18 protein-coding genes are annotated in these 24047 nt (G+C 35.4%); 11 read left to right on the top strand and 7 right to left on the bottom strand.

The window, feature by feature from the left end; genetic code table 11:
* Positions 1–397 precede the first annotated feature (397 nt).
* Complete coding sequence (locus tag ICJ83_RS05055) at positions 398–790, top strand: hypothetical protein (RefSeq protein ID WP_188229295.1); 393 nt, start codon at positions 398–400, stop codon at positions 788–790.
* A 418-nt stretch (positions 791–1208) separates the two neighbouring features.
* Positions 1209–3407 (top strand): DUF4132 domain-containing protein, encoded by a 2199-nt coding sequence (locus ICJ83_RS05060; protein ID WP_188229296.1) that lies wholly within the window; start codon positions 1209–1211, stop codon positions 3405–3407.
* 51 nt (positions 3408–3458) lie between these two features.
* On the opposite strand, the gene ICJ83_RS05065 is transcribed toward ICJ83_RS05060, so the two are convergent.
* Positions 3459–4790 carry an exonuclease domain-containing protein gene (locus tag ICJ83_RS05065; RefSeq protein ID WP_188229297.1) on the bottom strand — a complete coding sequence of 444 codons (1332 nt, stop codon included), beginning with the start codon at positions 4788–4790 and terminating at the stop codon, positions 3459–3461.
* Complete coding sequence (locus ICJ83_RS05070) at positions 4787–5554, bottom strand: XRE family transcriptional regulator (protein ID WP_188229298.1); 768 nt, start codon at positions 5552–5554, stop codon at positions 4787–4789. The genes ICJ83_RS05065 and ICJ83_RS05070 overlap by 4 nt, the downstream gene beginning before the upstream one ends.
* A 60-nt stretch (positions 5555–5614) precedes the next feature.
* Here ICJ83_RS05070 and ICJ83_RS05075 point away from each other — a divergent pair, with 60 nt between their 5' ends.
* The 4 genes from ICJ83_RS05075 to ICJ83_RS05090 all read left to right on the top strand — a co-directional run bounded on the left by ICJ83_RS05075 (position 5615) and on the right by ICJ83_RS05090 (position 10964).
* Positions 5615–6829 carry a DNA polymerase Y family protein gene (locus ICJ83_RS05075; RefSeq protein WP_188229299.1) on the top strand — a complete coding sequence of 405 codons (1215 nt, stop codon included), beginning with the start codon at positions 5615–5617 and terminating at the stop codon, positions 6827–6829.
* On the top strand, positions 6829–9786 hold the full coding sequence (locus ICJ83_RS05080; protein WP_188229300.1) for a DNA polymerase III subunit alpha: 2958 nt from the start codon (positions 6829–6831) through the stop codon (positions 9784–9786). The genes ICJ83_RS05075 and ICJ83_RS05080 overlap by 1 nt, the downstream gene beginning before the upstream one ends.
* A gap of 16 nt (positions 9787–9802) precedes the next feature.
* Positions 9803–10561: an SOS response-associated peptidase gene (locus tag ICJ83_RS05085; RefSeq protein WP_223154599.1), complete on the top strand. Its 759-nt coding sequence runs from the start codon at positions 9803–9805 to the stop codon at positions 10559–10561.
* Between the two features lie 196 nt (positions 10562–10757).
* Complete coding sequence (locus ICJ83_RS05090; RefSeq protein ID WP_188229301.1) at positions 10758–10964, top strand: hypothetical protein; 207 nt, start codon at positions 10758–10760, stop codon at positions 10962–10964.
* 6 nt (positions 10965–10970) lie between these two features.
* Here the strand turns inward: ICJ83_RS05090 and ICJ83_RS05095 are convergent, their stop codons facing one another.
* Positions 10971–11315: a helix-turn-helix domain-containing protein gene (locus ICJ83_RS05095; protein ID WP_188229302.1), complete on the bottom strand. Its 345-nt coding sequence runs from the start codon at positions 11313–11315 to the stop codon at positions 10971–10973.
* Between the two features lie 959 nt (positions 11316–12274).
* Here ICJ83_RS05095 and ICJ83_RS05100 point away from each other — a divergent pair.
* Genes ICJ83_RS05100 through ICJ83_RS05110 form a run of 3 tightly spaced genes read left to right on the top strand, consistent with a single transcriptional unit; the run spans position 12275 to position 18097 of the window.
* Positions 12275–15304 carry a SusC/RagA family TonB-linked outer membrane protein gene (locus ICJ83_RS05100; RefSeq protein WP_188229303.1) on the top strand — a complete coding sequence of 1010 codons (3030 nt, stop codon included), beginning with the start codon at positions 12275–12277 and terminating at the stop codon, positions 15302–15304.
* An 11-nt stretch (positions 15305–15315) separates the two neighbouring features.
* Positions 15316–16734 carry a RagB/SusD family nutrient uptake outer membrane protein gene (locus ICJ83_RS05105; RefSeq protein WP_188229304.1) on the top strand — a complete coding sequence of 473 codons (1419 nt, stop codon included), beginning with the start codon at positions 15316–15318 and terminating at the stop codon, positions 16732–16734.
* Between the two features lie 28 nt (positions 16735–16762).
* Positions 16763–18097, top strand: coding sequence for a TlpA family protein disulfide reductase (locus ICJ83_RS05110; RefSeq protein WP_188229305.1), 1335 nt, complete (start codon positions 16763–16765; stop codon positions 18095–18097).
* Positions 18098–18176: 79 nt separating this feature from the next.
* On the opposite strand, the gene ICJ83_RS05115 is transcribed toward ICJ83_RS05110, so the two are convergent.
* From ICJ83_RS05115 to ICJ83_RS05125, 4 genes are all read right to left on the bottom strand, one after another.
* Entirely contained in the window at positions 18177–18437 is a 261-nt protein-coding gene (locus tag ICJ83_RS05115; RefSeq protein ID WP_223154600.1) for a DUF6520 family protein, read from the bottom strand.
* Between the two features lie 37 nt (positions 18438–18474).
* The gene (locus ICJ83_RS17120; protein WP_394354296.1) at positions 18475–18936 is read right to left on the bottom strand and encodes a MauE/DoxX family redox-associated membrane protein; all 462 of its coding nucleotides are present in this window, start codon (positions 18934–18936) and stop codon (positions 18475–18477) included.
* 84 nt (positions 18937–19020) lie between these two features.
* Complete coding sequence (locus ICJ83_RS05120) at positions 19021–19968, bottom strand: helix-turn-helix transcriptional regulator (protein WP_188229307.1); 948 nt, start codon at positions 19966–19968, stop codon at positions 19021–19023.
* 25 nt (positions 19969–19993) lie between these two features.
* On the bottom strand, positions 19994–20365 hold the full coding sequence (locus ICJ83_RS05125; RefSeq protein ID WP_188229308.1) for a DUF7793 family protein: 372 nt from the start codon (positions 20363–20365) through the stop codon (positions 19994–19996).
* Positions 20366–20605: 240 nt separating this feature from the next.
* Here ICJ83_RS05125 and ICJ83_RS05130 point away from each other — a divergent pair, with 240 nt between their 5' ends.
* Both ICJ83_RS05130 and ICJ83_RS05135 read left to right on the top strand, forming a co-directional pair.
* Entirely contained in the window at positions 20606–23032 is a 2427-nt protein-coding gene (locus ICJ83_RS05130) for an aminotransferase class I/II-fold pyridoxal phosphate-dependent enzyme (RefSeq protein WP_188229309.1), read from the top strand.
* Between the two features lie 67 nt (positions 23033–23099).
* Positions 23100–23945, top strand: coding sequence for an RteC domain-containing protein (locus tag ICJ83_RS05135; RefSeq protein WP_188229310.1), 846 nt, complete (start codon positions 23100–23102; stop codon positions 23943–23945).
* The last annotated feature ends 102 nt before the right edge of the window (positions 23946–24047 follow it).

Here is a 24047-nt window from a genome sequence, read left to right on the forward strand (position 1 = left end):
AAGTGGAGGATTTGACTTAGGGTTAAACATAAATTTTAGTTTAAAAGGTTACATGGTTTTGTAGCCTTTTTTTATTCATGTTAAAAAGAAAATTCCATGTGTATTTTGGATTCTAAAGAGGAGTCTCTTTAGTGATATAATGGCGGTAAATTAAACTTTTCCTTTTTGTGAAATCCGCTTAAAATTAAATTAATATAAAAATAGCATAGAAAGTAGTAAAATTGATTATATTGTATACGCTATTAATCATTTTAAGAAATGACCTTGCGTCTAGATGAGCTTGCTCAAATAGAACAAGGTCTTTTAGTTTTTATGAAGAAATTGTTTTAGGTCATAGAAATACAGGAATACTTTTAATGTAAGAAAAAAACATTAAGTTTATTGAAAATAAATATTCATGACTATTACTATTACTGATGAAACGCTCACGGGAGATATCCTGAATAGGATTGAACTGGCAGTGGAAAATGAAAGAATCTCTGTTAAGGACATTATAGCTGCCCGAGTTGAATATGAGGTAAACGCTTATAATAAGAGACTTCCTGAATATTTCAAAGGGCTCATTCAGCCTTCAGACGCTGAGAAAACCATTAACGGATTCAGAATGAAAAAACGTGACAGTAAAATTGATGTCGAAAAACAAGTTTTTATTGCCTATGATGCTTTTCAGAAGAATGGCTACTTCGTTATTATTGATGATCAGCAGGCTGATGATCTTGAACAGGAAGTACTGGTTAATTCAGAGACTTCAATCAGTTTTATTAAGCTAACGCCTCTTGTAGGCGGTTAATAGAGTAAGCATGGGTATCAAAGAAAGTATTTTATCTTTTTTCGGGAGTAAGACACAGGAGGTTTTACAAGAGAATGAAAAATTTGAAACAGCTCTTAATGATGTAATTACTGAAATCCATGAAGTTCATGGTAATGTGGGATGGTATCATGTCATTGCTTATAGTGAGCTGAAATCTTATCAAGCCATTAAGAAATGGAATAATAAAACCAAGCGAGAACTGGTTTTTTATCTGGTTAGTGAGATTCATAACCTGAAATCTATTAATAATAGGAAAAAATCCTGGACAAGTAGGGATAAGGAACGCTTTAAAGAAGCTGTATTTTCCAATGTTTTGAGTAGCCTGATTAGGAGCAACCTAGACTTCTCTTTTGAAAATATCATGTATTTGTTAGACAGATATAGAAAATCTGATCTGATGGGAACACGGACATTTGGAGATTGGCCCATCGGTTTTACAGTGCAACAAATTGAACGTATTGATAAAAAAGAAGCATTAAAGGAGGACCAGAAAGCTTTTTTAACAAAGTTCCTTAAATGGAAACAGATGGACCAAAAGAAGCATTACTGGGGGGCTGACCTGGAAAAGGTTCGGGCTAGAATAGAAAAGCTTCTTTTTGAAAGTAATGATACTAAAGGAAAAACAGCACCTTATGTGCTCCCTGATGATCGGTTTGCAGGAGTTGTAAATCCAGAAGTGGAAGCATTTGTAGAGGAACAGAAGGATTTATTTTATCAGCTGTTTCATTTGTATATGAAAGCCAGTACATCAAAACCTTCAAAAAAATATCTGAAGGAAACCAGTGATATTATTGATCAGATCGGTATTTCAAAATACAAGGATATCATTCATCCATGGCTGGAGTTTATTTGTGATTTAAAGGAAATTCCAACAATTCATGAGGAAACGTATCGTGGACATACTTATACCCACACAACTCATGAATTTATACATGAGAAAAACTCTATATTCCTTAAAGGGTTGGTTTGGAGTTTATGTAAATTTCATGATAGTAAAACACTGAATATCGTTGGTAAACTTGCAGAGCGCTCCTTCAAAAAGATACCAGGGGTTGGGCCAGCCGCGGCTGCTGTTGGAAATGCCTGTATTTATGTTTTAGGACATACCCGAGGGCTTGAAGGCGTTAGTCACCTGTCGAGATTAAAGCTTAAAATTAAACAGAACAACACTAAAAATCTTATCATTAAATATCTGGATGAGGCTTCACAAAAGCTAGGAATATCATCAGCGGAAATTGAAGAATTGTCCATTCCTGATTTTGGTCTGATCTTAGGTGACAAATCATATGTCTTTGATGATTATCAGTTAAGGGTGGTTATTGAAGAGCTTGGTAAGGTTAATATGCAATGGATCAAGCCAGATGGTTCAGTTCAGAAGACTGCACCTTCCTTTATTAAAGAGTCAGTAAAACTTAAGGAAAAACTGAAGAAAGCAAAGGGAGATGTTGCTCAGATAAAAAAATACCTAACAGCTCAAAGAGATCGTATAGACCGTTCTTATCTTGAAAACCGAATCTGGACTTATGAAACCTTTGAAAAGTTGTATCTGAATCATGGTTTGGTGAGCTTCATTGCACGTCGATTGATCTGGCAGATTGATAACGGCGAATCTTTTGTTTCTGCAGTTTATTTAAATGACCAATGGGAAGACTTTGAAGGTAAAGTTGTTAATGGGATAGATAAGGATGCAAAAGTTCGTTTGTGGCATCCAATCTATGCCTCTATTGATGAAATTATTGCATGGAGAATTAAATTGGAAACTCACGAATTAAAACAGCCATTAAAACAGGCTTATCGGGAAGTGTATTTGCTCACTGAAGCAGAAGTTAACACAAAGTCATATAGTAACCGCATGGCGGCACACATTATAAAACAACATCAGTTTAATGCTCTCGCCGCCATTCGTGGTTGGCGTTACACCCTGATGGGGGCTTTTGATAATGGAATGGATTCTGGTACGGCTTCAATTGATATAAAAGCACATGGCATTATAGCAGAATTTTGGATTAATGAAATAAATGATGAAGATGCCTATAATGATTCAGGGATATGGAATTATGTCGCTACGGATCAGGTGAGATTTCTAAAAGAAGGAGAGGTGATGGATTTGATTGATGTGCCTAATCTGGTATTATCTGAAATTATGAGAGATGTCGATCTATACGTCGGAGTTTGTAGTGTAGGGAATGATCCGGAATGGCGCGATAATGGAGGCTTACCTCAGTATAGAGATTACTGGACAAGTTATTCCTTCGGAGACCTAAATGAAGTAGCTAAAACAAGAAAGGATATTCTGGAAAAACTCTTACCGAGATTAAAAATCAGTAAAGTAGCAACCATTGACGGTAAGTTTTTGAAAGTTAAAGGAACCAAACGAACCTATAAGATTCATATGGGAAGTTCCAATATATTAATGGAGCCGAATGATCAGTATCTGTGTATTGTCCCTGCAAGAGGTAAAGATGCTGTTACGGATAAGGTATTCTTACCTTTTGAAGGAGATAGAGGATTGTCCTTAGTTTTAAGTAAAGCCTTCTTATTGGCAGCTGATGATAAGATCACGGATCCTACCATTTTGAGTCAGATAAATAGGTAATGATTATATATTTATATCTAAAAGGTTACAAAGTTTTGTAGCCTTTTTTTATTACATCAAATGTTTTCTAAGAATCTTTTTTATATCAACATTGTCCTTTTGAGGAATAAGATAATTTTCTAAAGATTCAGAGTTTGTAATCTGATGACTGGTTTCAATAAAACCATAGCCCAGGTAAACACCATTTTGAATTTGAATAAATGCCTGCTCTTCAGCATGTCTCCCAGGTTGTTTAATCACTTTGTTTAAGGTGTTAGTTTGGGTGTATTCAAGGGCTTTATGAACACGTTGATTATAGGTGTCAACGGATTCCTCATTTTTACAAATACCATGACAAGTATGAATTTTGTAATGATTACAATATGAAACACCTTCTTGTAAATGACAGTATTTAGGACAGAGCTCAAATTGCATACATAGCTTTTCTAAAAAGGTTCTGCAATCTGTAATATTGTAAAATGTTATAAATGGAGCAACTGTGTTTTGTAGGGTATTATAAGCCAGATGGATCACCCCATCGCGATCCTCATAGGTAAAGATGCCATACACTTTAGGATTTCGCTTTGATGCGACATTATACTCCGGGTAGTGTTGTTTAATCGCAGCGTCTTCCATAAGTAATGCTATAAGCTCGCTTCCTGATAGCTCATAATCAATATCTGCCGTTTCCCTACATAAAGCAAGTTCTTTGTCGGACTTATCATAAAAGTGTCCTAGAACGCGTTTCTTTAAATCTTTGGCTTTGCCCACATAAATGATTTTACCTTTTTTGTTTTTAAAATAGTAAATGCCTGGATCGTTTGGAATGCTATTAAAAACAGTACTGGGTAAATGCGGAGGTAAGGTAGCTTCCTTGGAACTCTTCTTTAAAAACTCTAAAACTACCTGTTCTGAGTTTTCACAATCAAGTATCTGTTTAAAAAGAATAACAGTAGCCTGAGCATCTCCACGTGCGCGATGTCGATCTTCTATGATAATATCTAAAGAGGTACAAAGTTTACCTAAACTGTAGGAAGGGTGTCCTGGAATTAATTTTCTGGCCAGTCTGATGGTACAAAGCTTTCTTCGATTAAAATCAACACCAATAGCTTTAAACTCGCTTCGAATAATATTATAATCGAAGTTTACATTATGAGCCACAAATACGCAGTCTTCAGTGATGGATAGAATATTGTTAGCCACATCTTTGAATGTCGGAGCATCAGCCACCATATAGTTGTCAATACCAGTAAGCGCAGTGATATAATCCGGGATATAGGATTCAGGGTTAACCAGTGATGTGAACTCATCAATAACGCTATCTCCATCATATTTAAAAATGGAAATCTCAGTTATTTTGTTGCCTTGCCCGGTGGTCTCAATATCTATAATCGTGTACATCATCTCATCATTTTTTCCAGAGCTTTGAGTTCTACGCCAAGACTATTAAACATGGTGATGATACTTGATATTTTAAGATCTTGCTCATCGTATTCCTGAGTATTGATACTACAGGTAAACTCCCAAAGTTCCAGAACTTCATCAATAGGGACCTCATAAGGTTCATAAGTCGCATTATCAGAAACCAGACGAAGTGTTCCGTTCTCTTCAATTTGATTATAAACACGCTTATATACCATACCATCATTAAGCGTAATAAGCACATACGTTTTACCGCTGGTTATATCACGTCGATCTTCTATAAAACGACCAACCACATAAGAACCGTCTTTCATAGGAAGCATAGAATCTCCTTTTATAGGAAAGGCTCTGTGTTTTCCTGTTGGTAAAAAAGGAAGTTTGATTTTTTGTAAGTGTTCTATGTATTCTGGATCATCATACCCTGCGAGATACCCGGCTGTAGCTTTAATGGGAACCACTTCGATTAGATTTTCGTTATCCTCATCGACCATTATTGGAAATAATACGCGTTTGTTTCCAACTTCAATAAAAGAAGTGTTTTCAGCCTTTGTCAGATCATTGCGTAATAAAATATCTATTGGAATCTTAAAATAATCAGATAGACTTATTAAAAACTCTATCGTAGGAGCTGAGCGCCCTTCTTCGTAAGATCCAATGCGAGAACGTGTAACATTCATATTATCAGCAAAAGTTTCCTGAGTTTGGCCTTTTAGCTCCCTTAAGTATTTAATGTTTTTAGCTATCATTTTTTTACTTTGCTACAAATATAAGCAATCATTGCTACAAATTGTAGTTAATTTTGCAATATGAAACAACAAATTTTACATCTGGATTTAGATACCTTCTTTGTATCCTGTGAACGACTCATAGATAGTCGTTTGCAGAAGCGACCTTTGCTAGTTGGAGGCACCGGTGATCGAGGTGTTGTAGCCGCATGTAGTTATGAAACCAGACGCTTTGGTGTGCATTCCGGAATGGCCATGAAACTGGCCAGACGCTTGTGTCCAGAAGCAGTGGTGATTCGGGGAAATGCCTCTATTTACACCAAGTACTCAAGTCAGGTTACAGATATTATAAAGGAAAAAGTACCTGTCTTTGAAAAGGCCAGTGTAGATGAGTTCTATGCAGACCTTACCGGTATGGATAAGTTTTTCGGAACCTATAAGTATGCCTCAGAGTTAAGATCTACCATAATTAGAGAGACCGGCTTACCAATATCATTTGGTTTGTCAGCTAATAAAATTGTATCTAAAGTGGCTACAGGAGAGGCTAAACCTAATAACCAATTACGAATAGATGAAGGTTTTGAAAAATCCTTTTTAGCTCCTTTGTCCATTAAGAAGATTCCATCTGTTGGCGATAAAACCTATCAGATATTGCGTAATCTTGGCATAGATAAAGTCAGTGTGGTGCAACAAATGCCCCTGGAAATGATGATAAGTGTCTTGGGGCAAAATGGAAAAACCATTTGGATGCGAGCTAATGGATTGGATAATCCACCTCTCATTCCATTTTATGATCGTAAATCCCTGTCTACAGAACGCACCTTTGGGAAGGATACTATCGATATGCTAAGGCTAAAAACCACCATTTTTGCCATGGCAGAGAGTCTGGCTTATAGCCTTAGAAGTGGTGATCGCCTGGCAGGTTGTATCAGTATAAAAATCAGATATTCCGATTTTAACACCTATACCAAGCAAGTAAAAATCCCTTATACCAGTGCAGACCATGTGATTATTCCTAAAGTCATGGAACTGTTCGATAAACTCTATGAGCGACGTTTACTCATTCGTTTGGTCGGGGTTAAACTCAGTGATCTGGTAACCGGGAACTATCAAATCAATATGTTTGATGATACCGAAGAGATGTTAAGTCTCTATAATGCTATGGATACTATCAGAAACCGCTATGGCGAATTAAGTATTCAAAAGGCCGCTGCTATGGGCGCTAAAACCATAGGGAGATTCAGTAACCCGTTTAATGGCGAACCACCCATATTATTGGCACATCGTAATCAGTAATGTATTTAAATTGCCATTCATATTATTCTTTAAGGTTCGGAACATTTTCAGAGGTAGATCTTTTGGAGATGGCAGCTAGCTATGGCCTAAAATCATTGGCTTTAACAGACATTAATAATACCTCTGCCTGCCTTAATTTCATTCGTAAATCTAAAGATTTTGGCATTAAACCAGTAGTCGGTATTGATTTTAGAAATGGCACAAAACAGCAGTTTATCGGCTTGGCAAGGAATAATGAAGGATTCTATGAATTGAATCGGTTTTTATCTAAATATTCACATGATAAACAATCTATACCGGATACTGCGCCAGAATTTGAAAATACATTTATCGTTTATCCTTTGGAACAGGTCATGCAACTAGAGAAAACGACCTTTAAAACCTATGAGTATATAGGCATCAGCATTGAAGATTTAAAACGATTGCCTTTTACTATCTATAAAAGCTATACCGATAAGTTAGTAGTACAACAACAAGTCACTATCAGAAGTAAACGAGATTTTAACGCCCACCGTTTGCTGCGTGCTATTGATAATAATATTTTACTGAGTAAGCTCTCGAAGTCTGAAGAATGCCGGGAAACCGATAAAATGTACGCTCTGGATGAGCTTAAAGAACATTTTCAACAGTTTGATTTTATCTTAGATAATACAGAACAATTACTTGAACAATGTACTATGCATTTTGAGTTTGGTAATGATCGCATATCTCAAAACCAGAGCTTGTATTTGGAAAGTGAAGAAGCGGATTTTAAGCTATTAAAGGAGCTTTGTGATAAAGGCTTGCCAAAACGTTATGCTAATCCGTCACAGAAGGTAAAGGATCGGCTGGAGATTGAGTTAAAAACCATCAGAGAAATGAGTTTCGTGTCCTATTTTTTAATTAACTGGGACATTGTAAACTATTCCAAACAAAAAGGATTCGTGCACGTGGGTCGTGGTAGTGGCGCCAATAGTATTGTCGCTTACCTTATAGGAATTACAGATGTAGATCCTATCGAGCTGGATCTGTATTTTGAGCGTTTTATTAATCCTTACAGAACATCACCTCCTGATTTTGATATTGACTTTTCCTGGAAAGAGCGTGAAGAAATTACAGAGTACATCTTTAGTCGGTTTAAAAATGTTGCTCTCTTGGCTGTTTATAATACTTTCAAATACCGTGCTGTGGTTAGAGAACTGGGTAAAGTGTTTGGTTTGCCTAAAGAGGAGATTGACAAGATTAGTGTTGGTCGGTATCAAAAACCGGAACTGGACGAGTTTGGAGCCTTAGTCATTAAATATGGAAAGCTAATTCAGGGATTCCCGAATTACGTTAGTGTGCATTCTTGTGGTATTTTAATCTTAGATAAACCCATTCATTATTTTTCAGCCACCGATATGCCGCCAAAGGGATTTCCAACGGTGCAGTTTGATATGATTATTGCTGAAGATGTAGGTATCTTTAAATTCGACATTCTGGGACAGCGTGGACTGGCAAAAATTAAAGACACTCTGGAAATTATCAAATACAACAGACCTGAAGCGCCTCCAATTGATATCACCGAAGTTGAAAAGTTTAAACGAGATCCCAAGGTTAATGCTCTGCTTAAAGGCGGTAAAGCTACAGGGGCTTATTATGTAGAGTCACCAGCCATGCGCGGTTTAATGCAGAAATTGCAAACGCAGGATTATTTAGGACTCGTGGCCGCTAGTTCCATTATCAGACCAGGGGTATCCAGTTCAGGGATGAAACAGGAGTTTATTAAGCGTCAACGTCATCCAGAGCGCCGAAAGGAAGGTCACCCCATACTCTTAGAGATTATGCCGGAGACCTACGGTATTATGGTGTATCAGGAAGATGTTCTTAAAGTGGCCAATCAGTTTGCAGGGCTGACTCTTGGGGAAGCCGATGTGTTAAGAAGAGGGATGAGTGGAAAGTTCAGATCGCGTGCTGAATTTACAGCCGTTGAAGAAAAGTTTATTGCGAATTGTAGAGCCAGAGGTTATGATGATCATCTCACATTTGAAGTCTGGAATCAGATTAAGAGTTTTGCAGGTTATGCTTTTGCTAAAGGGCATTCCGCATCTTATGCCGTGGAAAGCTATCAAAGTTTGTATTTAAAATGTTATTATCCGCTTGAGTTTATGGTAGCTGTACTTAATAATGGTGGTGGTTTTTACAGTACAGAGCATTATGTACATGAAGCGATGCAGTGTGGTGGTCAGGTTGAGGCGCCTTGCATAAATCATAGTGACCACCCCAATATTATTATCGGAGACACCATTTATTTAGGCTTGGGGTATTTAAAGAATCTGGAACATTACACTGTAAAACGGTTACTAACCGAACGCAACTTTAATGGGGCTTACACGTCTCTAGATGATTTTATTGATCGGGTTCTGATAAGTATTGAGCAGCTTACCATTTTAATCAGAATTGGAGCTTTTAGATTTACAGGTATTGCAAAAGCAGAATTGCTATGGCAGGCCATTTTTAAACTCAATGCCAGTAAACAGCAAACAGTACAAAAGCAATTGTTTAAACCCGATCATAAGACTTTTGTGTTGCCTAAGTTACCATCCAGTTGGATAGAAGATGCTTACGATCAAATGGAATTATTGGGGTTTACACTCTACGATTACTTTAGATTGATTGATGAACCATTTAAAAATAGTATCAAAGCGAAAGATATGTGTAATCATATAGGGCAGAGCGTTTTATTATACGGTAAACTGGTTAACACACGATTTCATGAGGCATCTAATGAAAAACTCATGCGCTTTTGCACCTTTGTGGACCAACAAGGAGACTATTTTGATACCGTACATTTTCATGATACAGTTGAAAGGTATCCCATTCATGGTATGGGAGTTTATGAATGCTACGGTAAGGTCATAGAAGAATTTGGCTTTTGTAGTATTGAAATCATTAAAACGAGAAAGTTGGCACTAAAACCCGATCCCAGACTGAATTAATATTTTTTGTAAATTCATGACAGTTAAAAGTTTAGATATGTGTTTTCATATTTCAAATTGGCATGAACCTGAATATTGGGAAAAGGAGTTTAAGGTTAAAATCAGTGACGAGCGTATAAGACCTGTTATGAGTAAACCGCATTACCATCTCAATGGGTTTTCTCATCCTAATGTGCTTGTTATACCACAAGAGAAACCTGAGGTATTAGCTCCTGGAGTATGGGGTATAGTTCCCAATTATAAAAGCCCAGAGGACATTAAACCTTATTATAAGGAAGCTGTAAAATATGGTTCAGGACTAAATGCGCAATCCGAAAAGCTGTTTAGTCATTTCATGTACCGGGAATCCGTCATGACCAGACGGTGTATTATCCCTGTAGATGGCTTTTTTGAACCTCACGAACACAACAAGAAAAAGTACCCTTTCTACATTAAAGAAAAGGAGGATAAAGGCTTGGCTTTAGCCGGTATATATACTGTTATTGGCCCTTATATCACCTTTAGTATTTTAACTAAAAAAGCCTCCCCGCTATTTGAAAAGATACATAATCTTAAAAAACGGCAACCTGTTATTCTAAGTTCTGAAAATATTGATCATTGGCTTTCTGAAAGCCTTAATGAAGAGGATGTAAAGGAATTAGTTAATCTCAATTTTCCTGAAGAACGATTAGATGCCTATACCGTAAGTAAAGATTTGTTTAGCCCTAAGATAGATAGTGATGTAAAAACTATTTTGAATCCCTTCGTGTATGAGGAATTAGACACCATTATCTAGCTAACATCTTAAAAGAACCTAATTTAAAATCTACTATTATTATGTTTGAAAATTATAAAAAGAATGATCCTAGATTTTGGATATTTTATACAAAGTTTGGAAGGATTCTCATGTTAACATTGGTTGTGACGGCTGTTATAATTGTAATATTGACTAAACTTGGAGTTATAGAATGACTTTATATGAGTTTAATAGTTTGTCCGAACATGACAAATATGATGTGATATTTAATGAAGGCACATTTATAGATTATAAAATTGAGGCTGTCATTAGATATGCCCTGTATGCAGTAGATATGTTTTTTGTTGAAATAGAATACAACAGAATGGATAATAAAGTCGTAGGATTGAGAAGTTTTAAGACAGGGGAGTTATTGGATAAGTATTCTAAGAGAAGGTTATAGTTATCCTCAATTAGACTTTTTATGTTTTTTTTTAATTAATCTGTTTTCCTTTTCATTTAAAAAAATATCTATTTCAGTTTGATTTTTATTAGAAACTCTTTTGAAAAAATCTTCTAAGGATATTTCAAAATATTTGCACAGCAAATACAGTTTAGTCATTGTGAAGTTAGGATGTGATTCCATACGCCCCATATTTAATGTTATGTCATATTTCTGCGCAAATTCAATATTAACATCCGATTGAGAAAGTCCTTTCTCTTTTCCTTGAGACAGGCCCTTTTCTTTTCTCAAATCTTTGAGAACAATTTCAATAGATGTAACAAAATTTAAATAATCTGAATCCTTTATCATATAACCAAATGAATACAAAATCTAAAAACATATCAACGACATTTGTGTCGTTAAATAAATTTTGTTATATTTGATTTTATTATAAAAATCTGCAATTATTAATATATATAATATTGGATGTAATTGCTTAGATTCTCGTTTCAAAAACTGGTACTTTTTAATACACGAGATAATAAGTAAGATGCTCACATCTTTGGATGTGAGCTCACTTATTAATGTCTGAGGTATTGCTTGTAACTTTCTGAAACATTACGTTGATTGCTATTTTTTTAAGCAATCTAAATTTTGGATTTCATTTCGACTAGAAGTTTGTAAAGTTTTAAAATTATTGGTTTTAACAGAGGATACCATTTGAAAAGATTTAAAGACAATACAGGGTTAAAAATTAAAAAAGCACAGTTCAATATTGAACTGACTGTGTATTTTTTACTTTACCCTAAAAAGCCAAAATGTCCAATATAGGATGTATTCACTTTTATTACAGGAGTGACGTTATGCGAATTGATTTGACTTTTAGTTATCTAATTTAAGTACTTAAGTCAATTTCGGAAAACGAAAATTTCTTTCTCTTGTAATTTACAATTTCACATAGCCATGGTATCCGACCATGTGACGATATTCCCTAAGCATTAAACATTTAAGCCATACCAAGGGTATGGACTGATCTATTTATTAATTTAAAAATTAACGCCTATGATATAAACATTTGAATTAGTTACTGTGTATCCGGGTGGTTGTAATTCCTTAATGATTTAATAGTTAGCACAAATAAGGTGTACTGCTCGGTTATTTTTGAAAATTAAATAAAACTTTAAAGGAATTGCCTATGAAATAATTCTACAGGAACAGCTTGGAATCAATACTGCATGGCAGTAAAAAAACCTCCTAAATAACTTTTGCAGGGTCAATAGGAGGTAAGCTTAATCAAACAATTAATTGTTTAACTCAAATTCAAAATTATGAAAAATTTACCATTAGGTATAAGGAAATGGCGCATATTCTTTACCTACTTAACGCTTTGTATTCCTTTATTTACATTGCTTTTGTCTGTTGCGCCTCAGATTCAGAATCTTACAGTTACAGGAAGAATAACCGATAATACAGGGATGCCACTTGCAGGAGTTCATGTGAAGTCTGTTTACACAAAAAAAGGAGTTGTAACTGATTTTGATGGAGCCTATCAAATTGGTGTTAGTCCAGTAGATAGTTTGGTATTTACAGCCATTGGATATAAATCACAAACTAAAGCTGTGAATAATCAAGAAATAATAAATGTTGCATTAATCGAGGACATCACAGAACTCGGGACTGTAATGATTAATGCGGGGTATTATAATGTTTCAGAGCGAGAACGTACTGGAAATATATCAAGAATCACTTCAAAAGATATAGAAACGCAGCCAGTTACAAATCCCTTAGCGGCCATGCAAGGTCAAATGTCGGGAGTTAATATAACCCAAACAACAGGCGTACCAGGAGCAGGATATGATATTGAAATTCGAGGTAAAAACTTTATTAACGGAACAACAAATCCTCTGTTTATTGTTGACGGTATACCGTATTCGGGTCAATCTTTAGAATCCGCATATTTATCGGCTAATATAAATCAAGGTAATGTAAGTCCTTTAAATTTTATAAACCCTCAAGATATAGAAAGTATAGAAGTTTTAAAAGACGCAGATGCCACTGCTATTTATGGTTCTCGTGGTGCCAATGGTGTTGTTTTGATTACCACTAAAAGGGGTAAAATAGGTAAAACAAAATTCGATATAGGATTTAATACTTCATTTGGCAAAGTGACTCGCTTTAGAGCCTTGATGAACACAGAACAATATCTGGAGGTAAGAAAAGAGGCTGTTATAAACGACAATTTTGAAAGTTATTATAACAATCCTTCATTGGATTATTTCTGGCCAGATTTGAAGATTTGGGATCAAACACGTTATACCGATTGGCAACAGGTACTTTTGGGAAAAACTTCCACTAGGAATAACTTACAATTTGCTGTTTCAGGGGGGAGTGAACAAACTCAATTTAATATCAGCGGCTCGCATTTGAAGGAAACAACGGTTTTCCCTGGAGATGCAAATTATAATAAAACCACTGTGTATAGTGCGCTGAATCACGGTTCAATAGATGGTAAGTTTAATTTGAATTTCACAACAAGTCTTTCGTTAGAAGATAACGACCTGCCGTATGCTGATTTTACATTGCTTGCAAATACATTAGAACCTAATGCGCCTTCGCTATTCACCGATAAAGGAGAGCTAAACTGGGAAAACAGTACCTGGAAAAATCCTTTAGCAGCCTTGGATCGTCAATATAATATGAAGTCTAATACTATTTTAAGCAGTGCCTTGGTATCATATGAGGTATTAGAAAATTTGGAAGTAAAAACAAGTCTAGGTTATAGTAAATATGATTTAACCTCTTATGCGACCTATCCAAGTTCATCACTAGACCCAAATTTAGGGTATGGTGCAGAATATTCAACTACGAGCACAAACCAAAGTTCCAGAGATTCATGGATTATTGAACCTCAAATTAATTGGAGTCAGGAATTAGGAAATCTTAAATTATCTGTCCTTTTAGGAGCAACTTATCAGCAGCAAAAGGAAAAGCAATTTGTAATAAGAGGTAGTGATTTCCCAAACAATAATTTGATACTAACATTATCGGCGGCTAATAACCTCTTAATTGTAACTGACACCAATAGTGAATATAATTATGCGGCGTATTTCGGGAGGTTTAATTTAAATTTTAAATCCAAGTATATTTTAAATGTTACCGGTAGACGAGATGGTTCTTCGCGATTTGGTCCTGGAAAACAATTTGGGAATTTTGGAGCCCTTGGAGGCGCTTGGATTTTTTCTGAAGAAGGTATGTTGAAAAATAGTTCATGGTTATCATTTGGCAAATTAAGAGGTAGCTACGGAACAACAGGTAGTGATAATATTGGAGACTATAAGTATTTAGGGACTTATGATATTACAGGTAATTATTATGATGATACCTTAGTTATAGAGCCTTCAGGTGTGTACAATCCAAATTTTGGATGGGAAGTCAATAAAAAGTTAGAGGTAGGATTAGAGCTTGGAATGTTTGATAATCGGTTAAATGTACAATTAGCCCATTATCAAAATAGATCCTCTAACCAATTAATAGGGATACCTCTGGCAGCTACCACGGGCTTCAGCAGTTTAACTGGCAATTTTAATGCAACTGTCGAAAATAAGGGGTTGGAGTTTGATATTAATTCTCTAAACATTAAAACATCGTCTTTCCAGTGGAAGTCCTCATTAAATCTGACCATACCCAAAAATCGATTAGTTGCTTTTCCAGATTTAGAAAGTTCAACCTTTGCAAATAAATACATTGTGGGAGAGCCACTAACAATGATTCGTCTTTATCACGCGTTTGGAGTTGATCCAAGTACAGGCATTTATCAATTTGAGGATTATAATGCGGATGGAAAGATAACTTCTACAGATGATAAACAGTGGATAGAAGATAGTGCTCCTGATTTTTATGGAGGATTCAGTAATGCTATTTCTTATAAGAACTTCACACTTGATTTTTTATGTCAATTTAAGAAACAGAAGGGGTACAATAGTCTGGCAATTGATGCTCTGGCAGGCTTTAAGAGAAATGGGCCGGTAGAGCTCTATCAGAGATGGCTAGAGCAAGGAGATAATAGTTTAGTTCAAAAGGCAACTATGGGAGGTATGCCAGCTTTAAGTATTGCAGGACAAAGCCAAAGTCAAAGTAACGCTGCGTTTACAGATGCCTCTTTTATTCGTTTAAGGAATGTTTTACTTAATTATAAGTTGCCAACATCTGTAATTAAAGGAGTGGATTTGAATTTGTTTTTACAAGGTCAAAATTTAGTGACTATAACCAATTATATGGGCGCTGATCCAGAGCAAACCTCTAACAGTAAACTACCGCCACTGCGTCAAATAACATTGGGAGCTCAGTTAAACTTTTAAAAAAAACTATAATGAAAACTAAAAATAACATCAATAATGCCATAGTACAGTTGGTTTTTAATTGTATCAAAAAGAGGTATTGGGGCATATGTCTTATGGGATTAATCCTGTTTTCTTGTGAATCTATATTGGATATTGATCCACCGAAAGACACGTTAATTACGGAAACGGTTTTTGAAGATGTCTCAACCGTAGAATCAGCACTAGCTAATATTTATTATAATATGAGAGAAGGGGGTATGGTTTCTGGGGTCAATGGCATAGCAGTAAATCTGGGAGCCTATTCAGATGAATTGAATTATCATGGCTATAATACAGGTCAATTAAATTTTTACAACCACAATATCTTAGCCAGTGAAAGTATTTTATTAGACTGGTGGAATCAGGCTTACAATTTAATTTATGCGGCAAATGACATTATATATGGTTTGGATCATTCTGATATACTAACAGAAGAAGATCAAAACTTTTATAAGGCTCAAGCTCTTTTTTTACGCGGTTATTTACATAGTTTGCTCAGTGGGGTTTTTGGAGCTACCCCTTATATAAAAACGATAGACTATGTTCAAAATAACAGAAAAGAAAGAAGCCCTGAAGCTGAAGTTTATGAAATGGCAATTGAGGATTTAGAGACGTCATTAGAGTTATTTGAAAATTCAAGCCTGTCTCTTGGAAATATTTACCCCACAAAGTCAGCTTCGCGAGCACTATTAGCTAGACTGTATTTGTATACAGGGAGTTGGGAAATGGCTGTGAAGACTTCCAGTCTTTTGATCGATGATTTTGAATTAGAATCGGACTTGTCAAAAGTATTCTTAAAAGAATCGGTAGAAACCATATGGCAGCTAAAATCTGGAAAGATAAAAAATACATATGAAGGCATTAGTTTTATAATAAATACCATTCCAACAAGAGGATATGCCTTGTCAAGTGATTTATTAAATGCCTTTGAAAGTAATGATTTACGCGCAGTAAATTGGATCGGAAGTATAACCAGTGACGATGGATTAACCACATTATACTTTGCCAATAAGTACAAGGAAACCTTTACGAATTCAACAACGGAATTAGAGTATTCCATCATTTTTAGATTGTCGGAACAATATTTAATCAGAGCAGAAGCTTTAGCACAATTGAATAATCTTGAGCAAGCTAACCAGGACTTAAATACAATTAGGAATAGAGCAGGTTTAATGTCAGTCGACCTGAACTCCAAGGCGGATTTGATGGAAGCGATTTTCAAAGAAAGACGCATTGAATTATTTACCGAACATGCACAACGTTGGTTTGATTTGAAAAGGTTTGGGAAAGCCTCGGATTTATTATCAGATATCAAACAAGGATGGCGTGATACTGATGTGCTTTTACCCATACCTGAATCAGAAATAGAATTAAACCCAAATCTAAAACCTCAAAACCCCGGGTATTAAAATAATTAGAAATTTAAACACATTTGATATGATAAATATAATAATAAACAATAGCGCTTTAAAGGTGTTGACTTTTGGTTTGTTACTGTTTCGAGTAACCGTGATGTCAGCTCAAATAGTAGGTGATGACCCTTCAAAAGTAAGCATGGAATTACCTCATATTAATGAGGTGGAAGACTGGAAATATGTTAATAAAATTTATAAAACATCATGCATTCCATCTAAAAACTGTAAATGGCTCGATGAATCTAACCTTTGGGAATATTTAAAATATGAAAACGATTTGAGGATTGAAAAATCAAAAGTTGTAGAAGACTTTTTAAACACCTATCCCAATAGTTCAAATTATTACACAGCATTGAGTATGTTTTTAGGTTCTCCCTTTAGACCAAGATTTATTCCTGATGACGTTGAACCAAAAATTATTGACTCTATTTCTAAGCTTCCACGCAGTGGAATGAAAGAAGCCTGGAAAATTGCATATCGATTACTGCCAATTGATTTTAAGGCCAGAGCGCAATGGAAAAATAAAGGCGATAAATATGTGAATAATATACTCAGTTCCGATGCATCTATTGAAATAAAAGCACGATTTGAAAAAGCTTTGTTCAATAGAGATGTAGGCATTCAAGTAATTGAGTTTTTTCAACTGCCTAATGTTGCAATTGAAACTGATTTTTGGAGCTCTATTGAGGTTGACTATTGGCGAGACTCTTGGGGTCGATTGTTAGGGCTTTTAAAAAAGTATCCTGAGTCAGAAGATATCGCTAATTATATCATAAACTTTATAGATTATATGAGGGATTTTTCGACTGGATTACCAGAGCTTTTTATGGATGAAGCTTATGCTTTTTCGAAGGAGGATTCTACAAAAGGATATTTAAAATTAAACTCTACAATTAAAGCTTATAAGCAGGCTATTGCACAACAAAAAATAAAAGGAGATCATAGTATGTTAGATATGAAATTTAGTGGGTTAGACGGTAATAGTTTGAAATTATCAGATCTTAAAGGGAAAGTTGTTTTAGTAGATTTTTGGTCCATTTATTGTCCGCCTTGTATAAAGGAAATGCCATATTTAAAAACATTATATGATAAATACAAAGCTCAAGGTTTTGAAATTGTTGGCATTGTTGGAAATGGAGATGAGTCCAGAGAGCGAGTATTAGAAATTATAAATAAAGCAAAAGCAGATTGGTTGCAACATTTAGATAAAGGTAGTATAAATCCTGTTAGCTATCATAGTTTGTTTGACATCAGAGCTTTACCAACTAAGTGGCTCATTGATAAAAATGGGACGCTTGTTAATAATGATGTTGAAGCTTTTGAGCTGGATTCCTTAATTAAGCAATATTTGAAATAATAGAATATTTTCTTCTTTATAAATTATATTAATGGAAAAGGTGCTCAAAAAGCACCTTTTCGTAGTTATTACAAAAGAGTTATTCATCCTTACGTAGTTCATTGTTAGGAATATTATCCAAATCTGGCGTAGCGTAAAGAGGGAAACCTTCTGGCGTTTCACATTGTACTCCAGAGGGTTGCTGCATACAATCTGTAGTGGTAGACTGCACCCCAGGGATAGCTGGATCGTCGTAATAACCAGTCACACTAGAGTTTAGTGTTTCAGTGGCAAAAGATAAGCCTACTGCTAGCATGATAGCTAAAGCAGGCAAAACGATTTTTAAAAATGAATTTTTCATAGTATTAAAAGTTTAAAAATTAATGACCTACTCTTTTTTACAGGTTTTCGGTCTTGCCCTGCAATCGCGCAATTGATTTTTTATGCTTAGTTAATAAGATGCCAATAGTATTAAGAAACATGAAACTTAGATTAAAAAGTATATGTTTTTTCCACCCTAAACTAGAAAGGACTCCTCCGCAAGAACACGGAATATGGTTACTGTAGGAAAGAATAATAATGATATAAGTCGTAAAGCATCCAAGTAAAATTAAACTAGAAATTAAACCTTCCAACTTAAACTCCTTAGAAATTAAAGCAATAGATATTCCTATTTCTGTAATCGGGATTATCCATGATAGTGAGTCCGAGTATGTGGAGATAAATGGCGATTGGTTTAATTGCCATTTAAAATGCTGGTAGTCTAGAAGTTTTGAGATGGCAGCATATAGAAACAGTACTACCAATAGGTTGCAAGTTATCTCAATAATAAGATTTGCATGTTTTTGTAACCATTTCATATCATTTGTATTTGATTGATATTGAATGGTATAAAATTAATAAGGTAAAAGTATCTAAAATAGATGAGGCGTATCTGGAAAGGATTATTTTGTCTTGGATCTTAATTTTGTAGGACTATATCCGAACCGTTCTTTAAATTCTCTTGATAAATGGTTGCCTCTTTTGAGGCCCACCATTTTAGCAATCGTTTTTATCGATTTATTGGTGTCGGCGATAAGAACATGCGCTTTACGTAGTCTTTGGTTTTTTAAGTACTTTGAGGCGGTCATTCCATAAAGTTCCTTGAATCCCTTTTTGAGTTTGAACTCATTGGTTCCAAATTCGTGAGCAAGATCTTTTAGGTTGGGTAAGGGGAGTTGCAGACGGGTATTAAGATGTTCGCCAATGGCGCGGATAATAGCTACATCAGTGAAAGACAGAGCTTTTTTATTAGATTTGTTAGCTTTAGTTGTGTCATTTGATTGATTAATTTTTCGTTCCAGTTTTTCTTCAATTATTTTTCTTGCCTGAATAAAATCAAATGAGGTTATGATGGTTTTTCCTTTTAAAAATGATGCATTTGAAAAGAATATAACTTTACAGTAGCTGGGTAATAGTAGGTTAGTTTTAGTTTTAAATTCTAAAAGAATATTTTTTTCATGTTTTTTTGAAGATTTTAGTTTTAACGTTTTCCCCCATGTTTTCTTAGAATTGTCAGATAAAAATGATTCAAAAGGATTATTAAGAAGGTCTTCAGTATGGTATTCTAGAAACTTACTTGGGCTCGAATTTAGCTCCATGATATTGAATTGTTCATCTAAGAGAAAAAACATTTGCGATGCAAACCGGTAGGAGTCATGCAGATTAATATAGCTTTGATGAAAAAAAGCATCTTGTATTTCTTCACTGGTTCCGTTAACTAATGCTGTTAAAGCTTCCAATTCATCTGTCTTATTGGTTCGTTCTAAGCGATATGAGAAATTGCCAGAAGACATTTTTATGAGATGGTTAAATATATTTTCCAGTCGTTTTCTATTTTCTAAATCCGTCATAGCTCATCCTTTTTAATTTATGTGGTTAGACATATTGTGATAGATATTCCAAAGCTTCTTGTTCCGTTTGAAACACTTCTGTCGGAATAATAGGTTTATTTCTGGTGTATAGTTTGGTGAGAATACTCGATAAGGGTGTATGGCTTACAAAGGCCACCGCCGTAATAAGCGATGAACCTTCATTGGATAAAAATCGTCTGGAATCTTTATCTATTTCTTTTAATCCTTTGATATTACAAAGAACAGGGTAGGATACCCCTTGTTGTATTTTTAAACGGTCAGCCACAATTTTTATGGCCATTGGATATTTGATACTTACTTGGTTTTTGTAGACAAAATGAATAATGCCATTTTGCAACCAAAAGGAGGCATAATTGTTTTCGGTATAACGTTCCATGGTACTTTTTATTAAATGGGGCTACAAATTAATATTTTTTGTCTTACGTTATATAGGTTTAATCTTACTTTTTTAACAAAAAAGGATCTATATGGAAAATATGTGTATCTAAAAGGGATTATTTTATGTTGGAAATCTTCAAAACGGAGTTTAACAGGTTGATTTTTATTAGTTTAAAATGATTTTAATTGGGAGTTTCTCTAATTATTCTAACCCTAAACCCATAAAATTTAGACAAATATGGCTAAAATTAAACCTAACAATTTTTTAGACATTGTAGATGAAGTATTCACTGATGCGACCAAGCAAGGGGTGCTTCATTTATACGCCGATGGTGATATCTTATCAGGAAGAACCATTGGCATTGATGGTAAATCCCTCTTTCATTTTGGAACCACTGGTTATCTGGGGCTGGAACAGGATAAACGCCTAAAACAGGCCGCTGTAGATGCTATATTAAGATACGGCACACAGTTTCCGCTCTCTAAAACTTATGTATCACATCCACTATATCAAACCCTTGAGGAGAGGGTAACTCAGATGTATGGAAACCCCGTGATTATTACCAAGAACAGTACACTTGGACATATAGGAGTCATCCCAAGTGTAGTGTCTGATCAGGATGCTATTGTATTAGATCATCAGGTGCATTGGAGTGTTCAGAATGCCGCCAAACCTTTAAAGTCCCGAAGCGTCCCAATAGAAATGATTCGGCATAACAATCTTAATATGTTGGAGGATAAAATGAAGTCTTTATCATCAAAACATAAGAAGGTATGGTATATGGCTGATGGCTTGTATTCCATGTATGGCGATGCAGCGCCAGTTAAGGAGCTATTGGAACTTTCAAATAAATACTCGCAACTTCATTTGTATTTTGATGATGTACACGGTATGAGCTGGGCAGGGAAGCATGGTACCGGTTATGTGATGCAGGAACTAGGTGAACTCCCAGAGCATGTTTTGGTTTTTAGCACTTTAAGTAAAACCTTCGGTGCCAGTGGGGCGGTGATGACCTGTTCTAATAAAAAATTGCATAGCAAAATCAAAACCTTCGGTGGGCCGCTTACATTTTCAGCACAGTTGGAACCAGCCTCTGTCGCAGCGGCCATTGCATCTGCAGATATTCATCTGTCGGATGAAATCTATATCCTTCAAAGAGAATTAGGCGAGCGTATCCATTATTTTAATGCCTTATTAAAAGAAACGGATTTGCCCATAGTGGAGTACAATGAGTCCCCTGTATTTTACGTAGGAACAGGCATGCCCATAACAGGGTATAATTTTGTAAACCGCCTACTTAAAGAAGGCTTTTTTGTTAATCTGGGGTTATTTCCTGCGGTGCCCGTTAAAAATACGGGAGTAAGAATTACTATATCCAGACATAACCAGCCAGAGGAAATTAAAGCGTTGACTGAGGCTATGGTATACCATTATCCAAAAGCTTTGGAAGCAACGCATACCACAAGTGATAAGGTGTTTACAGCATTTAATTTGAAAAGCATATCAAAGGAGACTTCTAAATATGAAGCCGTTCAAGGGCTTAGTGTACAGTTCGAGACGTGTATATCAAATATTGATACCAAGCTCTGGAATAGCTTATATGGATCCAGGGGCGTGTTTGATTACAACGGACTTCAATTTTTAGAAAAGACCTTTTTAAACCATAATGATGAAACATTTAACTGGCAGTTTTATTATTTGATTATTAAAGATCAGTTGAATAAACCTGTCTTGGCGACCTATTTTACTTATGCGCTTTGGAAGGAAGATATGCTGGCACCGGAGTCTGTATCTAAAGCCATTGAGGTCAAGAGAAAAGCAGACCCCAATTATATGTGTTCTTATGTACTTAGTATGGGATCACTTTTTACCGAGGGCGATCATTTGTATTTGGATCAGTCCCATCCGATGTGGCTTAAGGCCATGCAATTGATGCTTGATCAGGTGGATAAACTGGATAAAACTTTAAATCCTTCAATGATTGTCTTCAGAGATTTTAAACAGGATGATGTACTTAACGAATTTTTTCATAACCATGGCTATTTTAAAGTAATCATGCCTGAAGCCGCTCAAATCCACAAACTCAAATGGGTGGATGCCCAGTCCTATATGGAGAAGCTATCGGCAAAATCACGCCGTCATTTCAGAAAGGATATACAACCTTTTGAATCCTGTTTTGACTTGGTAATCAAGGGCCAGATTTCAAAAGCAGAGAAATTAGTGTTTTATAAACTATTTCAGCAAGTAAGTGCTCATAATCTAGGGCTTAATATGTTTGATTATCCTGTAGGGTTAATGGATGAGATGTCCTTAAACCCTCATTGGGAGTTTATCATATTGCATTTAAAAGCAGAGTATACCCATGATCAAAAGGCAATTCCTGTAGGAGTGATGTTTTGTTATAGTAATGCAGGAAACACCTATGTGCCTGCCTTTATCGGAATGGATTATGCCTATGTGCAGACCTATCAGGTCTACAGGCAATTGCTATTTCAAACCATAAAGCGGGCAGGGGAATTGGAGAAATCCAGTATTGATTTTGGACTTACCGCTGGTTTTGAAAAGAAAAAGTTAGGTGCAGAGGTTACCAAAAAAGTAGCCTATATGCAAGCGAAGGATAATTTTTCATTAGAACTAATGGAAATGATGGGAGGTACTAAATAATTATAATGCATATGTAAATCGTCATCATAATGCCTCTTCTCTCAAGGTATTTTAAACACTTGTCTGAATGGATGGAACTTATGATCATGTCGTAGCAGAGTTTAATGCTAAACTTTCAGAGATAAATAATGGAACTTTAATAAGCCTCAAAAATATCAACAAAGGTATTCTTTTATGTAATGATGCTCTTTACCACCTGAAGACTATCGTTGAAAAGAAGGGGTTTAAAAACACAGAGGATGAAATTCGCTTTTTCAAGAGGATTAAGGTTGAGCCCTTAAGTTTACTGGTTTATTTTAATGAAGTACGGTCTTGTCAGCTTCATATGCCCAGATTGGGTTCCCGCAATAAATTGGCATTTTTAAACAAGAAAATGAGGCGTGTCAATAAGTTTTTCCATCGCTATTCAGACTTTGTGCATTATATGGATCAGGATCTTTGTTATCTGGATAAACAATATTTTACAAGATCTCATCAAGTCTTTCCGCTTTACGCTCTTCCTGAATCCTCATATCTAGACCCTAAATTTTTTACGTCTCATGACATGCTTTGGGCGCGAATTAAAGGTATGAACCATTTTACCCTTTATATCCGAAGCCTTATAAAAGAAATTAAGCAGAAAAATAAAGCTAACCACTCTAATCAAACCAGATTAAAGCCAATTAAGTGGACAGCTTCAAAAATTGCTCTTACCGAACTTCTGTATGCTATTCATGAAACTCAGGTCATTAATAACGGAACAGATGATTTAAAAACCATGGCACATTTGTTTGAGCAACTCTTTGGAGTACAACTGGGAAACATCTATAAAACCTATTCAGAGATCAAGGCCAGGAAGGGCAACAGAGCCCGATTTTTGGAAGAACTCACCGAGCGATTCAATCATAAAATGGATCAGGATGATGCCATTTAAACCTATAATTTTTTGTAAGAATAGTATTCGGAGTTACGTGTAGGTTACGTATCCCAAAAAAATCTCATTTTCATAAAATTTGAACTGTTTGATACCCCAAAA

It is taken from the genome of Aestuariibaculum sediminum, assembly GCF_014596945.1.
Classification (GTDB): Bacteria; Bacteroidota; Bacteroidia; order Flavobacteriales; family Flavobacteriaceae; genus Aestuariibaculum; species Aestuariibaculum sediminum.

Coding starts and splice junctions, on each gene's coding strand:
- ICJ83_RS05055 (WP_188229295.1), top strand. CDS start 398: ATGACTATTACTATTACTGATGAAACGCTCACGGGAGATATCCTGAAT.
- ICJ83_RS05115 (WP_223154600.1), bottom strand. CDS start 18,437: ATGAAAAATTCATTTTTAAAAATCGTTTTGCCTGCTTTAGCTATCATG.
- ICJ83_RS05085 (WP_223154599.1), top strand. CDS start 9,803: ATGACAGTTAAAAGTTTAGATATGTGTTTTCATATTTCAAATTGGCAT.
- ICJ83_RS05105 (WP_188229304.1), top strand. CDS start 15,316: ATGAAAACTAAAAATAACATCAATAATGCCATAGTACAGTTGGTTTTT.
- ICJ83_RS05065 (WP_188229297.1), bottom strand. CDS start 4,790: ATGATGTACACGATTATAGATATTGAGACCACCGGGCAAGGCAACAAA.
- ICJ83_RS05100 (WP_188229303.1), top strand. CDS start 12,275: ATGAAAAATTTACCATTAGGTATAAGGAAATGGCGCATATTCTTTACC.
- ICJ83_RS05130 (WP_188229309.1), top strand. CDS start 20,606: ATGGCTAAAATTAAACCTAACAATTTTTTAGACATTGTAGATGAAGTA.
- ICJ83_RS05060 (WP_188229296.1), top strand. CDS start 1,209: ATGGGAACACGGACATTTGGAGATTGGCCCATCGGTTTTACAGTGCAA.
- ICJ83_RS05075 (WP_188229299.1), top strand. CDS start 5,615: ATGAAACAACAAATTTTACATCTGGATTTAGATACCTTCTTTGTATCC.
- ICJ83_RS05095 (WP_188229302.1), bottom strand. CDS start 11,315: ATGATAAAGGATTCAGATTATTTAAATTTTGTTACATCTATTGAAATT.
- ICJ83_RS05120 (WP_188229307.1), bottom strand. CDS start 19,968: ATGACGGATTTAGAAAATAGAAAACGACTGGAAAATATATTTAACCAT.
- ICJ83_RS05110 (WP_188229305.1), top strand. CDS start 16,763: ATGATAAATATAATAATAAACAATAGCGCTTTAAAGGTGTTGACTTTT.
- ICJ83_RS05135 (WP_188229310.1), top strand. CDS start 23,100: ATGGATGGAACTTATGATCATGTCGTAGCAGAGTTTAATGCTAAACTT.
- ICJ83_RS05080 (WP_188229300.1), top strand. CDS start 6,829: ATGTATTTAAATTGCCATTCATATTATTCTTTAAGGTTCGGAACATTT.
- ICJ83_RS17120 (WP_394354296.1), bottom strand. CDS start 18,936: ATGAAATGGTTACAAAAACATGCAAATCTTATTATTGAGATAACTTGC.
- ICJ83_RS05070 (WP_188229298.1), bottom strand. CDS start 5,554: ATGATAGCTAAAAACATTAAATACTTAAGGGAGCTAAAAGGCCAAACT.
- ICJ83_RS05125 (WP_188229308.1), bottom strand. CDS start 20,365: ATGGAACGTTATACCGAAAACAATTATGCCTCCTTTTGGTTGCAAAAT.